The organism is Rhodoferax sp. TH121 (genome assembly GCF_002251855.1).
In the GTDB taxonomy this organism is placed as follows: Bacteria; Pseudomonadota; Gammaproteobacteria; order Burkholderiales; family Burkholderiaceae_C; genus Allorhodoferax.
The window spans coordinates 266,147-280,977 of the sequence record NZ_NOXW01000019.1; the positions used below are offsets into that span (position 1 = coordinate 266,147).

The following is a 14,831-nucleotide window of genomic DNA, read 5'->3' on the forward strand; positions in this document are numbered from 1 at the left end:
CCCCCGATACATCTTCTATGGAGCTTGACGCCTTGTCCGGACATTTGCAGCTCTGCACTGCGCGGCGCAGCGGATCAATAGCGGTCCAGTTTGCCGCCGGATCAGTACTACGGTTTGTGTGGAGCCACTCTGTTACCAGCGCGGTGCTATTGGTGTTGCTGCTCAGTGCAGCTGCCTCTTTGGCCGCGTGAGATACATGCGATTGACAGCGCTAAACCACCTGTTTCCTGAGGCTCCAGCCATTCTCGCGCAGGTGTTGGATTTACAGGCTGGTCCACTGGAGTCGCCTGTGCGTTCTGAAGTGTTCGGTGAGGGGCGTTTCTCGCAGCACGGGCGCAGCCTGGGTATCAGCCACCGATACACCAGTGTGGGCCAGCAGCGTGAGAGTTTCACCCCCCGTCTGCGCAATAACATCCAGCGCCTGCGCCTGGCCAACCTTTACATAGGCTCCCAAGCGCAAACTGGTTATGACATCAGCCCCGCCGCAGAGTGGTTGCTGGAAAACTTTCACTTGCTGGAGGCCCAATTCAAAGAGGTGTATGACGGGCTGCCGCGCTCGTACTTCCAGTCATTGCCCGTGCTGGTACAAGCGCCTTTGGAAGGTTTGCCCAGGGTGTACGGCGTTGCCTGGGCCTTTGTCGCCCACACCGATGGCGCCTTTGACGAAGACCTGCTGGTGAGGTTTCTGCGCGCCTACCAGGAGACTTGCGCACTGAACTTGAGCGAGTTGTGGGCGCTGCCAACCACCCTGCGTGTCGTGCTAATGGAAAACCTGCGCCGCTTGGCTGACCGGGTGGCTGCCAACAAGGCAGCCCGTGAATTGGCCAACATTTGCTGTGACGACCTCGACCGGCATGATGTTGCGCAATTGAAGGCCTTGCTGGATCTGCTGCGCCCCCGGGGCGTGGGGGGGGTATTCCTGGCTCAAATGGCCTTGCGGATGCAGGCCACGGTGTTACACAGCAACACGGTCTACAAAGATTGGTTGTACATCACCATGCCCGATGTGGCTGAGATGTTGGTGCAGCAGCGTGCGGACCAGGCCGCTGACAACGTCAGTGTGAGTAATTCTGTCACCTCCTTGCGGGCCATTGGGGATACCGACTGGGCCAGCGTGATTGGCCAGGTCGACATTGCCACCCGCTTGTTGCTGGAGAGTCCAGCCTTCCAGGCAGAGCATCCACTGACGCGCGAAGACACCCTGCATGCGGTGGAGGCGCTGGCCAAGCGCAGCGCCCGAAGCGAGGCTGAGGTGGCCAGGGCTTTGCTGGCTGCCATGGCCCAGGCGAACCCGGATCACCTGGCCAGTACGGTACCTGCCTACTGGCTGCAGGGAGAGGGCGCCCCCGCTTTGCGTCACGCTCTGGGCATGGGCGCGGCATACCAGGTCTATGGGCCGGATCTGATTCGGCGTATGGCGTTGCCGGTCTATCTGCTCACCATCGTCTGCAGCACCGCAGGCCTAGTATGGTGGTTGCTGACCAAACATTGGGCACCCGGACTGGTTCCCCGTACCGTTTGGAGCTGGTTGGCCCTCGGGCTTTTGGGCATCTCAGCGTCAGAGGCTATGGTCGCGCTGGTCAACCGGCTGGTGAGTGAGTCTGTGCGGCCTGCACGGCTACCGCGGTTGGCCTTTTTGGAAGGCATCACCCCGGCGCACCGGGTGCTGGTGGTGATTCCTGGCATGCTGGTGAACTCGCAAGACATTGACACTTTGGTCCACCGTTTGCAGCTGCACTACCTGGCGAATACCGAAGAGCAAGCCCAGTTCGCCTTGTTGACCGACTGGCTAGATGCGCCAACCCACACGGTGTCAGGGGATGCCGGTTTGCTGGCGCACGCCCTGCAATGCATCGTGGGATTGAACCAGAAGTACCCGCGAGCAGATGGCGAGAGCTGCCCACGCTTTGTGTTGTTACACCGTGAGAGGCGCTACAGTGAGTCCGAGCAGCGCTGGATTGGCTGGGAACGCAAACGGGGCAAGCTGGAGCAACTGATTGCGGCTCTGGCGCATGGAAACAACGCCGGTTTCGTGGACTTGGGACATGCCAGCTGCCTGCGAGCTGACACCCGCTATGTGTTGACGCTGGATGCCGATACACAGCTGCCCTCCGGGCGTCTGCGTTCGCTGGTGGGCATTGCCGCCCACCCCATCAACCATCCGCGAGTGGACCCCGTTACGCGCACCGTGGTCGCAGGGTACGGCATCTTGCAACCACGGGTTGCCACACCGCTGCCAGCGCACAACATGCGCACGCCTTACCACTGGCTGTTCTCCGGGCAGTACGGCATAGATCCCTACAGCGCGGCCAGCTCCGAGGTGTACCAGGACATTTTTGCGCAAGGCACCTTCACCGGCAAAGGCTTGTTGCATGTGCAGGCTTTGTACCAGGTGCTGGCCGGGCGCCTTCCCGATGAACGGGTGCTCAGCCATGATCTGCTGGAAGGTGCCTTGGCGCGCTGTGCTGCCGTGACTGATGTGACCGTGTTGGAAGACGCTCCCCACCACCCGGACGTGGCGTATGCCCGCATCCACCGCTGGACACGCGGGGATTGGCAGTTACTCCCCTTCATCCTGCGTGCCAGGCAGTACGGCATTACCGCTATCAATCTCTGGAAGATGCTGGACAACCTGCGCCGCTCGCTGGTGGCTCCCGCAGCCGTGGGCTTATTGTTGCTGTCGGTTTGCGGTGTGGGGCTGTCACCAGCATGGGCCTTGGGTTTGGTGTTTTCAGCTTATACGGCCGGGCCCCTCATGGGGGCTTTTGCAGGGCTGTTTCCCAGCCGGCCCCATGTGGCCCTGCGGTACTTTTATGCGCAGGCAGGCACTGAATTGTTGCGCGCCCTGTGCGTGGGGGCGTGGCAATTGGCACAGCTGCTGCGCCAATCGGCCCTGGGGCTAGATGCCATGGTGCGTGCGATGTACCGCATGCTGGTCAGTGGCCAAGGTTTGCTGGAGTGGACTACGGCCGCCTCGGCGCAGGCTTCTGCGAAGACCGGTTTGGCACCCTTGTTGCGACAACACTGGCCGGTATCTGCCATGAGTCTGGTGTTAGCGGCGGTGTTGGTGCGTCAGGTGGAGCACCCGGTGTATGCCTATGCGTTGTTCATGCTCTGGTGGGTATCTCCGGTGGGCACCTGGCTGGTCAGCCGTGTGCCGCAAGTCCGCACGGCGCAGAGTTTGTCCGAATCTGACCACCTGTACCTGGGCAGTGTGGCCCGGGATACTTGGCGTTTTTTCGAACGCTGTGTCACTCGTGAGGACAACTACCTGCCGCCCGACAACCTGCAGGTGGTGCCCAGCGACCAGTTGGCCCACCGAACCTCGCCGACCAACATTGGCCTGTATCTACTGAGCACCGCTTGTGCCGCGGAGTTTGGCTGGATAGGCACAGGCAACATGCTGGACCGCATGGAGCAGACCCTGGCCACCCTGCGGACGCTGCAGCGTTACCGCGGCCATTTTTTTAACTGGTATGACACCCAGACCCTGGCGCCCCTGTTGCCGGTCTACGTGTCCACCGTGGACAGTGGCAACCTCAGTGGTCATCTGCTTGCCAGTTCGCAAGCCTGTCTTGCCAGGGCGCGCATGCCGGATACGGCCAAACACAGGGTACGTTTGCAGGCACTGGCGCTGGCGCTGCAGGGCTTGGCGTGGGAAGCCGAGTATGGGTTTCTCTACAACGCCAAGCGGCGCCTGTTTCACATCGGGTACCGGGTTTTGGAGCAGGAGCTCGACGCCAGTTATTACGACCTGTTGGCTTCGGAGTCGCGCTTGACGAGCCTGCTGGCCATCGCCAAAGGCGATGTTCCGGTGGTGCACTGGGCGGCCTTGGGTCGTATGCACTACGTGTCGGGTTTGCAGGTGGGGCTGCGTTCGTGGTCCGGCTCCATGTTCGAGTACCTTATGCCTTTGCTGGTGCTGGCCGAACCCATGAACAGTGTGCTGCAGGTGGCCAATGCCGCGGCTGTGCAGGCGCAGCAGGCTTACGGAACCTTGCGCGGTGTTCCCTGGGGCATTTCCGAGTCCGCCTATGCTGGGCGTGACAGTTCCCTGGCCTACCAGTACGCACCACAAGGTGCGCCGGCACTGGCATTGCGTCGCACACCTGCGCAGGAGCTGGTGGTGGCACCTTATGCCACGGCACTGGCCGCCTTGGTCGATCCGGTGGCTGCCGTGGCGAACCTGCGATGCCTGGAGGCGCTGGGTGCCCGTCAGGCCTGTGGCTTCATTGAAGCCTTGGACTACACGCCGGCGCGCCAGAGTGGATCCGAGCCCTTTACTCTCGTGGTCACCTACATGGCACACCACCAGGGCATGTGCATTGTGGCGTTGGCCAATGTGTTGATGGATGGCGTGGTGCAGCGTTGGGGCATGGCTGACCCGCACCTGGAAGCCGCCTCAGCCTTGCTCCACGAACGTCTTCCCAAGGAGGTTTCGCAGTATCTGAGCTTGGCTGCTGGCTCACCGTTGCAGATGTTGCGCCACCGCGTGCCTGGTCTGTTGCGCAATATGCCCCCCGGCGCCACGGCAGTGGAACCTAGCCATTTGTTGTCCAACGGCAACTACAGCGTTGCGCTGCGCCCCAATGGAGCCGGCTGGAGCCGATGGAAGGGCGTGGGAGTCTCGCGCTGGCGCGACGATGCGCTGCGTGATGCCTACGGAACTTTCTTCTACCTGCGCACGTTGTCGGGACCGTTTGCCGATCAGCGCCATTCCCTGACCCAGCACCCGGTGCCCGACCCGCAAGCCGAATATGGTTGTACGTTCCATGCAGACCGGGTGGTGTTGTCTGCCCTCTGGCCACACCTGAGGGCGCAAATCACCGTGTGGGTAAGCCCGGAAGACGATATCGAGTTCCGGCAAATCGAGATTTGTAATCTGGAGGACGAAAACGCTCTGTTGGAGCTGTCTTCGGCGCTGGAGATCACCTTGGCCCGCGCCGAAGCCGATGCTGCACATCCCGCGTTCTCGAGCCTGTTCATCAACACGCAGTGGCTGGAGCCGCATCGCGCGCTGCTGATGGAGAGAAAAGCCCGCATTGCTAGCGAGGCTGCTGTCAGTGCAGTGCACTTTTTGGCGCATACCGATGCCAGCGTGCGCCAGGTGCGTGCTTGCGCGGACCGCCTGCAATGGGCCGGGCGTAACCGAAAGCCCGGGCATGACAGTGGCTGGAGCGACACTGCGGCGCCCCCGCACCCATATTTTCAGGACCCAGAGGTGGCGGCCAACGGCCTGGACCCGGTTGCTGCACTGGTGGTGCGCATCCATCTCGCGCCCCATGCCAAAACGGTGTTGACCTTTGCCACGGCTGCAGCGCCGGATGCCCAGCTGTTGCATGCCTTGCTCGACAAGTACCAGCAGGCCAATCACTTGCAACGGGCGTCGCTGATGTCTGCGACCCTCACCGGCATTCGCTTGCGTGCCTTACGTATCAGTCCCGAAAACTATGCCGCAGTGCAATCTCTCACCACTGCGCTTTTGTTGGTGCTAAACAAGCCCCACATCGGTCGCGCATTTGCGACTCCTCCACCGGGCGTGGTGTGTGACAAATCAGTGTTGTGGCGCTGGGGAATTTCGGGGGACCGCCCCATCATTCTGGTATCGATTGCGATCATTCAGGGGCTGGGTTTGGTGCGCGCGTTGGCCCAGGGGCTGCGGCTATGGGCCTGGGGTGGGGTGGACTGTGATCTGGTGGTGATCAACTCCGAGCCGGTGTCTTACCAGCAGCCGCTGCAGCGCGAATTGCTGGAGCAGGTGCAGCGGCTGCAGTCCGATTGCCCCCCGGGCCGTGCGTGGGGTTCCGCCCATTTTTTTGCGCTGCGCCATGATGTCCTGAGTGCTGATGAGCGCAGTACCCTGCATGTGCTGGCACGCATCCACATCGATTCCGATGGCCGTCCTTTGGCGCACCATGTGGCGGAGTGGGAGGCCTTGCACCAGCGCGATGCCTTGCTGCGCCAGCAGCGGCCCAGCCAGGCTGTAGGGCTGGCTGGGGCTCAGTTATCTGCGCAACAGGTCAGCGTTGGCAGTTTTGATACGGAGTCCGGAGACTTTGCCTTTGAGGTGGCACATCACGTGCGCCCCTTGCGTCCTTGGGCCAATGTATTGGCCAATGCGGAGTTTGGCACGGTGCTGACCGAAACCGGCGGTGGCTACACCTGGGCGCGCAATAGCCGCATGAACCAGCTCACCCCCTGGTCGAACGACCCGGTGGCCGACCCGCCTGGTGAGTGGCTGATGCTGCAGGACCGTCGGACGCTGGAGACCTGGTCACTGGCACCGAACGCTTGGGGCGATATGCGGTCCGCATATACCGTGGTGCATGGGCCTGGTGGCACCCACATCACACACCAACATGGCCCGTTGCATATCCATCTGCACTGGTGTGTGGATCCACACACGGCGGTCAAACAAATGCAGCTGCAAATCCACAACCGTGGTGAACGCCAAGTGGCGCTGCGCCTGGTGGCTCTGGTGGAGTGGGTGATGGGCGCGGTGCGGCAGGACCGGGCCAGCACTTTCACGTCCTGCCATCAGGAGACGCTGGTGGCGGGGCGCAACACGGTGTTGTTGTGCCACCAGCGTGAGCGTTCGGGAGGGCTGGGCGGGGGCACTGCATTTCTGGCGACCAAAGAGGTCAACCGCGGTGGTGCCCTGGAATGGACCTGTGACCGGCGGGAGTTTTTTGATGCCGGTGGCGGATTGGTCATGCCGACCCGGCTGGCGTCGCATGGGGGGGATGGACTCGACCCCTGTGCAGCACTGTCCCAGAACTTAAGCTTGGAAGGCGGCGAACACACCGAGCGTGTGTTTTTGGTGGGGTATGCCCCGGACGCCACCTTGGCCCTGAACCTGGCCCACAGTGCCCTGCGTGTGCCCGCTGCCAAACGCGGGGCTGCTGTGCAGACCTATTGGGAGGGGCTGCTTAACGCGACCCAGGTGCACACCCCTGACCCCTTGTTTGATGTGCTGGTCAACCGCTGGCTGCTGTACCAGGCCGTGGTATGTCGGCTGTATGCCAAGGCAGGCCTCTACCAGGCTGGCGGCGCCACGGGTTACCGCGACCAGCTGCAAGACGCCATGGCGCTAACATGGGCGCAGCCGGAGTTGCTGCGCGCGCAGATCGAGTTGTGCGCCTCGCGCCAGTTTGAAGCGGGTGATGTGCAGCACTGGTGGCACAGCCCCCTGGGGGCCGGCGTGCGCACGCATATCTCGGACGACCTGTTATGGCTGCCCTTCGCTTGCAGCCGCTACCTGCATGCGACGGGGGATGCCGCACTGCTCGAGGCTCCGGTGGCTTTTCTGCAGGGGCAGGACATTCCCGCGGGGGCAGAAGATATCTACTTCACGCCCGGGGCCAGCGCAGAGCAGGCTGCGGTGTACGAACATGCTGCACGGGCGATTGATCACAGCCTCAGGCACGGCGCCCACGATTTGCCCCTGATGGGTGCTGGCGACTGGAACGATGGCATGAATGCCGTGGGTCCCTTGGGACGCGGCGAGTCGGTCTGGCTAGGGTGGTTTGTCTGCTACATCGTGCGCGACTGGGCACCACGGGCCGAGCAACGCGGTGAGCTGGACCGCGCACAGCGTTGGCGTGAAGCGGCAGCCCGCTGGGAGCAGGCCTTGCATACCAGCGCATGGGACGGCGCCTGGTTTCACCGGGCCTACTTTGACGATGGCCAGGTTTTGGGGGCTAGCCACAATGTGGAGTGCCGCATCGACCTGATCGCCCAGGCCTGGGCAGTGTTGTCGGGGGTGGCAAGTCCGGAGCAGCAGGCCACAGCCATGGCATCGGCCCATACGGAGCTGGTGGACCCCCATTCGGGGCTGATCCGCTTGCTGACGCCGCCTTTGCAACACATGGTGCCCCGCGCGGGTTACATCCAGAGCTACCCACCCGGCGTGCGGGAGAACGGCGGGCAGTATTGCCATGCAGGGGTGTGGGCGCTGATGGCACAAGCGCGCTTGGCCTCAGCAGGCCACACGGACCTGCCCTATACCTACTTCACTTACCTGAGCCCTGCGCACCGCAGCCAAGACCCAGTGCATGGCCCGGTATACGGCCTGGAGCCTTATGTGATGGCGGGCGATGTGTACGCCGCAGCACCCTATGTCGGGCGCGGTGGCTGGAGCTGGTACACGGGCTCTGCGGGGCTCATGCACCGTGCCGCCTTGGAGTCGATCATGGGCTTGCAACAGGGCGCGACCGAACTCTGGTTTATGCCCTGTTTACCCGCCCACTGGCCCGAGGCGAGCCTGCATTTGCAACGCGAGGGTTGCGACCTGCATTTCACTTTGCAGCGTCTGGACGATACCGAGATTGATGCGAGGGCGCTGGCATTAAACGCGACGGTTTTGCAGGTGGGCGAACGCTTGGCCTGGCGTGTGTTGGCAGGGCCCGCGCATTATCTGGTTCCCATCCGCAGGGTCATCAGTGCGCCAGCGCACTGACAGGTCCGGCGGCGGGTCCTACATTGGCTGCGTACCCATTCATCCCCTTTGGAGAACACCATGAAAACCTTGTCCCGCCTCGCCAGTAGCGCCGTTCTTTTTGCTGTGCTTGCGTTCTCCGGCTGTGCCGTGCAGCGCGGCCAGGAAAGCATGGGGGCCTACATCGACGATTCCACCATCACCACCCAGGTCAAGAGCCGTTTTGTGGAGAGCAAATTGGTGGACGCCACAGCCATCAGCGTGGAAACCATGAAGGGCACCGTGATGCTGTCCGGCTTTGCCAAAAACGCCACCGAAAAAAGCACCGCAGAGAGCATCGCCCGTAAGGTCGGTGGTGTGACCTCGGTAAAGAACGAAATCACCGTGCGCCCTTGAACCATGTCCCACGCTGAACAGGAGAACGTGATGAAAGACGCCGCACGGTACTGGGCCCTGGTGGAGAGCAACTGGAAACAGCTGGCCGGCCAGGCCAAGGCGCAATGGGGAAAATTTACCGATGAAGAACTGACTGCCATTGCCGGCAGGCGCGAGCAGTTCATGGGCAAATTACAAGAGCACTATGCCTTGAGCACTTTAGAAGTGGAACGCCAAATGGCGCAATGGGCGCGCAAAGCCAGCGAACCCTGGTTCAAAAAACCACCCGAGAAAGACACACCATCATGAAAACACACTCCATCCTCTGGGCATCTTGTGGCGCCTTGCTGCTCGGAATTCCTTTCGGTATCCAGGCCCAAACCATCGCCAAACCCGGCTATTGGCTGGACGCTAGTGGTAAGTTCATTGGCTCTGCCACGCCGGGCCAATGCTGGCACAGCGGCGAGTGGACGCCGGCCCTGGCCGTCGCACCGTGTGATGGCGCCATTGTTGCGGTGGCGACGCCTCCCGTGCCAGCGCCGCCCGCCCAGCCTGCACCACCTCCTGTGGTTGCTGCGCCCATGCCGATTCCAGTGCCGTTGGCTCCCCAAAAAATGAGCTACTCCTCGGATGCCCTGTTTGCGTTTGATAAATCTGCGCTCAACAACGAAGGCATGAACATGCTGGACGAATTGGCCCTGCAGCTCCAAGGCGCCAGTTACGACGTCATCCAAGTGACGGGGCACACAGACCGCATGGGCACTGCCGCGTACAACCAAAAGCTGTCCCTGAAGCGGGCGACGGTGGTGGGCGACTATTTGGTGTCCCGCGGGGTGTCCGCCACTGCAATCGACGCTATCGGTATGGGTGAAAAACAACCTGTAATTGCCGTTACAGATTGCTTGCGTGGCAACCGCAGCGTCAGGATCACCTGTCTAGCTCCAGATCGCCGTGTGGATGTAGAAGTCCAGGGCACCAAGCCAGCCACACCTTGAATAAAAACTTCCTTGCACCAATTGGGTGGCGGTAACGCTCGGCGCACCGCTGAGGTCTTACAAAAACATGCCACCCGAGGCCTCGATGCGTTGGGCGTTCACCCAGCGGTTAGCAGGGGTCAACAGTGAGGCGATCATGGCGCCAATGTCGTCCGGCACACCGGTGCGTCCCAGTGCGGTGTTGGCCGCCACAAAGGCGTTGAGTTGGGCGTTGTCGCGCACAGCGCCGCCGCCAAAGTCCGTCTCAATTGCGCCGGGCGCCACCACGTTGACGGCAATGCCGCGCGGCCCCAGCTCTTTGGCCATGTAGCGCGTCAGCGTCTCAATGGCGCCTTTCATCGCGCCATAGGCGGCGTAGCCGGGTAGCGCAAAGCGGGCCAGGCCGCTGGAGATGTTGACGATGCGCCCGCCGTCGTTCATCAGCGGCAGCAGTTTCTGCGTGAGGAAGAAAACGCCTTTGAGGTGGATGTTCACCAGCGTGTCGAACTGCGCCTCGGTGGTTTCCATGATGCTGGCGTGGATGCCGATGCCGGCGTTGTTCACCAGGTGGTCCATGCGCTCGCGCTGCCAAGTGCTGGCCAGCGCAGCCTTCACTTGCGCGGCAAAGTCTGCAAAGCTGCTGCTGTCACCCACATCCAGTGGCAGGGCCACGGCGCGGCGGCCCAGGGCCGTGATCTCGGCCACCACCGCCTGCGCCTCAGAGGCTTGGCTGCGGTAGGTGAGGATGACGTCGCTGCCGTTGCGGGCCAGGTGCAGCGCGGTGTTTTTGCCCAGGCCGCGGCTGCCGCCGGTGACCAGTGCAATGGGGGTGGGGATGGTCGTGGAGTTCATGTTTGCTTCCTTGAGGGTTGGTGAGGGAAGCGAGTCTATTAAGCGGTTTGTTTTTGATAAATATGTAGATATTGATTAGTTTGTTCGTAATAATTAAACAATGAGTACCCTGGATCGCATGTTGATCTTCACCCGTGTGGCCGAGCTGGCCAGCTTCACGCAGGCGGCCGATGCGCTGGGCTTGCCCAAAGCCAGCGTGTCTAACGCGGTGCAGCAGTTGGAGGCCACGCTGGGCACACGGCTTTTGCACCGTACTACGCGCAAGGTGCAGCCCACGCAGGATGGCCAGGCGTTTTACGAGCGCTGCAAGGACTTGCTGGCTGATGTGGATGAGGTGCAAACCATGTTCCAGCAGCAGGGGGCGCAGACCCTGTGCGGCCGCGTGCGCATCGACATGAGCACCAGCATGGCGCGCCATGCGGTGATCCCCCGCCTGCCCGAGCTGCTGGCCCAGCACCCGCTGCTGGAGCTGGAGATCAGCAGCACCGAGCGCCGGGTGGACCTGGTGCGTGAGGGCTTTGACTGCGTGCTGCGCTCCGGTGCGGTGGGCGACTCCAGCCTAGTGGCGCGGCCGCTGGGGGCCATGCGCATGGTCAACTGCGCCAGCCCGGCCTATCTGCAGCAGCGCGGCATGCCGCAGGGGCCAGCCGATCTGGCCGCCCACCACCTGGTGCACTACACCAACACCCTGGGCGCCAAGCCCGATGCGTTTGAGTACCAGGACGCTGCGGGTGCGCGGGTGCTGGTGCCCATGCATGGGGCGGTGACGGTGAACAACGCCGAGGCCTATGTGGCCGCCTGCATGGCCGGGCTGGGCATCATCCAGGTGCCGTGTGTGGGCGTGCGCGAAGTGCTGCGCAGCGGCCAGTTGGCAGAGCTGTTGCCCCAGCATGTTGCGCCGCCCATGCCGCTGACGCTGGTGTACGCCAATCGGCGCAATCTGTCACAGCGCGTACGCGTGGTGATGGACTGGCTGGCCTTGGTGGTGGATGGATATTTACATGCCATTTAGGCCTCTAGACCTTATGAAATAAGCGCAAACAGCTATCAAATAAATAGCGTTTTGCATCTGCCCAGCACCGCATTGGGTGTACGCCACACGGCGTATTTCGGTTTCTGCCGCGGGTCCCTAAAGTCACCTCATCGCATCCAGCAAGCGCTGTGGCAACACAGCACCGCTAGGGCGAGACAGATTTTTTAACCCCCACGGAGAAGCCCACATGCAACGTCGTTTTTCTTTGAAGGCACTGACCGCTGCGGTCGCCTTGACTACCCTGTCCGCACTGCCAGCCTACGCGGCCGACACCATCAAGGTCGGTATCTTGCACAGCCTGTCCGGCACCATGGCCATTTCAGAGACCGTGTTGAAAGACACCGTGCTGATGGCGATTGACGAAATCAACGCCAAGGGCGGCGTGTTGGGCAAGAAGCTCGAACCCGTGGTGGTGGACCCCGCTTCCAACTGGCCCCTGTTTGCTGAAAAGACCAAGCAACTGCTGACCCAAGACAAGGTCGACGTGATCTTTGGCTGCTGGACGTCTGTGTCCCGCAAGTCCGTGTTGCCGGTGGTGGAAGAGCTCAACGGCCTGCTGTTCTACCCCGTGCAGTACGAAGGTGAAGAGCTGTCCAAAAACGTGTTCTACACCGGCGCAGCCCCCAACCAGCAAGCCATCCCCGCGGTGGACTACCTGATGAGCAAGGAAGGCGGCGGCGCCAAGCGTTGGGTACTGCTGGGTACTGACTATGTGTACCCCCGCACCACCAACAAGATCCTGCGCGCCTACCTCAAGAGCAAGGGCGTGAAAGAGTCTGACATCGACGAAAAATACACACCGTTTGGCCACAGCGATTACCAAACCATCGTGGCTGACATCAAGAAGTTCAGCGCCGGCGGCAAGACCGCCGTGGTGTCCACCATCAACGGTGACTCCAACGTGCCTTTCTACAAGGAACTGGGCAACGCCGGTCTGAAGGCCAAAGACGTGCCTGTGGTGGCCTTCTCCGTGGGTGAGGAAGAGTTGCGCGGAGTGGACACCAAACCTCTGGTCGGCCACCTGGCTGCCTGGAACTACTTCCAGTCCATTAAGAACCCCGCCAACACCGAGTTCATCAAGAAATGGTCTGCCTATGCCAAGGCCAAGGGCATCGCTGGCCACAAGGACAAGCCTTTGACCAACGACCCGATGGAAGCCACTTACATCGGCATCAACATGTGGAAACAAGCGGTTGAGAAAGCCAAGTCCACCGAAGTTGACAAGGTGATCGCAGCGATGGCCGGCCAGACCTTCAAGGCACCGTCCGGTATCGTTTCCAAGATGGACGAAAAGAACCACCACTTGCACAAGAGCGTGTTCATCGGCGAAATCAAGGCCGATGGCCAGTTCAACGTGGTGTGGAAGACACCCGGCCCTGTGAAGGCCAAGCCATGGTCTCCCTTCATCGAAGGCAACGACAAGAAGCCTGACGAGCCCGCAAAGAAATAAGGCGAAGGCAGGGAGAGGCTCACTGTGAGCCAGAGCCGCCACAGCCTTGCAAGGGGCGTGGCGGCTTGTTCCATTCAACCGGAGAGATTGGCGTATGCCAAACAGATTCATCCATCTGCTATTGCTAGCTACGGTTTTTGTAGCAGGTAGCGCAAACGCGCTCACGGCCCAAGAGGCCAAAGCCATCACATCTGGCGAGAGCGATGCCCGCGTGGCGGCCTTGCAGGCCGCCGTGGCCAAAGCCGATGAACGCACCGTGCGTTTCATCCAGGCCCTGTCGGACGACAGCGTCAAATTGGTGGGCGATGTGCCCGTGGTGGTGGTGGACGGCAAGGGTGTTGACCCGGTCACCAATGCCGAGGTGGAGATCCCCGATACCGCTGAAGACGTGATGAACAACAACCGCATGCGCGGCGAGCTGGACAACGCGCTGGCCGCGGTCAAGCTGTTGTCGGCTGACGTGGCGGTGCGCCGCGCCGCCGTGGCCACGCTGCAGGGCAATGTGGACATGGACAAGCTGCCCCTGCTGGACCAGGCCCTGGCCGCCGAGACTGTGGCCGATATCAAGAGCCAACTCGCGCTGCTGCGCGCCTCGGCACTGTTGTCCAGCGAAGACCCGGCCAAACGCCTGGAGGCCGCCACCTTGTTGGGTGACAGTGGCTTGGCAGCCACCAAGACCCTGTTGACGGAGCGCCTGCAGGGCGAAACAGACAGTGCAGTGAAGGTAGCGCTGCAAAAAAGCCTGAGTGCAGTGGAGAGCCGCCTCGCTTGGGGTGACCGGCTGGGTGCCATGTTCAGTGGCATCAGCCTGGGGTCCATCCTGCTGCTGGTTGCACTGGGCCTGGCGATTACCTACGGCCTCATGGGCGTGATCAACATGGCCCATGGCGAACTGATGATGATCGGCGCCTACGCCACCTATGTGGTGCAAGGCCTGTTCCAGAAGTATTTGCCCGGTGCGTTTGACTGGTACTTGCTGGCCTCGGTGCCGGTAGCTTTCATGGCTTCGGCCTTGGTGGGTGCGGCACTGGAGCGCGGCGTGATCCGTTTCCTCTATGGCCGCCCGTTGGAGACGTTGCTGGCCACCTGGGGCATCAGCCTCATGCTGATGCAACTGGTGCGCACGATTTTTGGCGCGCAAAACGTGGGCGTGGAAAACCCGAGCTGGATGAGCGGTGGTGTGCAAGTGCTGGGCAATTTGTCCTTGCCCTACAACCGCCTCATCATCGTCGGCTTTGCGCTGGCGGTGCTGGCGGGCGTGGCCTTTCTGATCAGCAAGACGCGTCTGGGCCTGTTTGTGCGCGGCGTGACGCAGAACCGCCCCATTGCCAGCTGCATGGGCGTGAATACGGCACGCATTGATACCTACGCGTTTGCACTGGGTAGCGGGATTGCCGGTCTGGCCGGCTGCGCGCTGAGCCAGGTGGGCAACGTGGGGCCGGACCTGGGCCAGGGCTACATCGTCGATTCCTTCATGGTGGTTGTGCTGGGCGGTGTGGGCCAACTGGCCGGTACCGTGTACGCCGCGCTGGGCTTGGGCGTGCTCAACAAACTGCTCGAAGGCTGGACTGGCGCTGTGCTGGCCAAGATCGCCGTCCTCGTCTTCATCATCATCTTTATCCAGAAGCGCCCGCAAGGCATCTTTGCCATGAAGGGCCGAGAAGTATGAACACCCCCCGGCTTGCCCACTGCGTGTGGCCGCTTTCCCCC

At 61.8% G+C, this 14,831-nt stretch carries 8 protein-coding genes; 7 read left to right on the plus strand and 1 reads right to left on the minus strand.

The features are described from left to right. Window positions 1–289: 289 nt before the first annotated feature. The 4 genes from CHU94_RS05535 to CHU94_RS05550 are packed head-to-tail and all read left to right on the plus strand — an operon-like array spanning window position 290 to window position 9,807. The gene (locus CHU94_RS05535) at window positions 290–8,458 is read left to right on the plus strand and encodes a glucoamylase family protein (protein ID WP_255033858.1); all 8,169 of its coding nucleotides are present in this window, start codon (window positions 290–292) and stop codon (window positions 8,456–8,458) included. 60 nt (window positions 8,459–8,518) lie between these two features. Then, window positions 8,519–8,833 carry a BON domain-containing protein gene (locus CHU94_RS05540; RefSeq protein WP_094477587.1) on the plus strand — a complete coding sequence of 105 codons (315 nt, stop codon included), beginning with the start codon at window positions 8,519–8,521 and terminating at the stop codon, window positions 8,831–8,833. 3 nt (window positions 8,834–8,836) lie between these two features. After that, complete coding sequence (locus CHU94_RS05545; protein ID WP_255033859.1) at window positions 8,837–9,121, plus strand: CsbD family protein; 285 nt, start codon at window positions 8,837–8,839, stop codon at window positions 9,119–9,121. After that, on the plus strand, window positions 9,118–9,807 hold the full coding sequence (locus tag CHU94_RS05550) for an OmpA family protein (protein ID WP_141211392.1): 690 nt from the start codon (window positions 9,118–9,120) through the stop codon (window positions 9,805–9,807). Before CHU94_RS05545 ends, CHU94_RS05550 begins: the two co-directional genes overlap by 4 nt. A gap of 57 nt (window positions 9,808–9,864) precedes the next feature. On the opposite strand, the gene CHU94_RS05555 is transcribed toward CHU94_RS05550, so the two are convergent. Next, window positions 9,865–10,638 carry an SDR family NAD(P)-dependent oxidoreductase gene (locus CHU94_RS05555; protein ID WP_094477591.1) on the minus strand — a complete coding sequence of 258 codons (774 nt, stop codon included), beginning with the start codon at window positions 10,636–10,638 and terminating at the stop codon, window positions 9,865–9,867. A 100-nt stretch (window positions 10,639–10,738) separates the two neighbouring features. Here CHU94_RS05555 and CHU94_RS05560 point away from each other — a divergent pair, with 100 nt between their 5' ends. From CHU94_RS05560 to urtB, 3 genes are all read left to right on the plus strand, one after another. Then, complete coding sequence (locus CHU94_RS05560; RefSeq protein WP_094477593.1) at window positions 10,739–11,650, plus strand: LysR family transcriptional regulator; 912 nt, start codon at window positions 10,739–10,741, stop codon at window positions 11,648–11,650. A gap of 208 nt (window positions 11,651–11,858) precedes the next feature. After that, window positions 11,859–13,121 (plus strand): urea ABC transporter substrate-binding protein, encoded by a 1,263-nt coding sequence (gene urtA / locus CHU94_RS05565; protein WP_094477595.1) that lies wholly within the window; start codon window positions 11,859–11,861, stop codon window positions 13,119–13,121. Between the two features lie 94 nt (window positions 13,122–13,215). Then, a complete protein-coding gene (urtB, locus tag CHU94_RS05570; RefSeq protein WP_094477597.1) occupies window positions 13,216–14,790 on the plus strand; it encodes an urea ABC transporter permease subunit UrtB in 1,575 nt (524 codons plus the stop codon). The last annotated feature ends 41 nt before the right edge of the window (window positions 14,791–14,831 follow it).

Excerpts from the sequence above, each read along its gene's own strand:
- CHU94_RS05540 (WP_094477587.1), top strand. The coding sequence starts at position 8,519 with ATGAAAACCTTGTCCCGCCTCGCCAGTAGCGCCGTTCTTTTTGCTGTG.
- CHU94_RS05545 (WP_255033859.1), top strand. The coding sequence starts at position 8,837 with ATGTCCCACGCTGAACAGGAGAACGTGATGAAAGACGCCGCACGGTAC.
- CHU94_RS05550 (WP_141211392.1), top strand. The coding sequence starts at position 9,118 with ATGAAAACACACTCCATCCTCTGGGCATCTTGTGGCGCCTTGCTGCTC.
- CHU94_RS05555 (WP_094477591.1), bottom strand. The coding sequence starts at position 10,638 with ATGAACTCCACGACCATCCCCACCCCCATTGCACTGGTCACCGGCGGC.
- CHU94_RS05560 (WP_094477593.1), top strand. The coding sequence starts at position 10,739 with ATGAGTACCCTGGATCGCATGTTGATCTTCACCCGTGTGGCCGAGCTG.
- urtA (WP_094477595.1), top strand. The coding sequence starts at position 11,859 with ATGCAACGTCGTTTTTCTTTGAAGGCACTGACCGCTGCGGTCGCCTTG.
- urtB (WP_094477597.1), top strand. The coding sequence starts at position 13,216 with ATGCCAAACAGATTCATCCATCTGCTATTGCTAGCTACGGTTTTTGTA.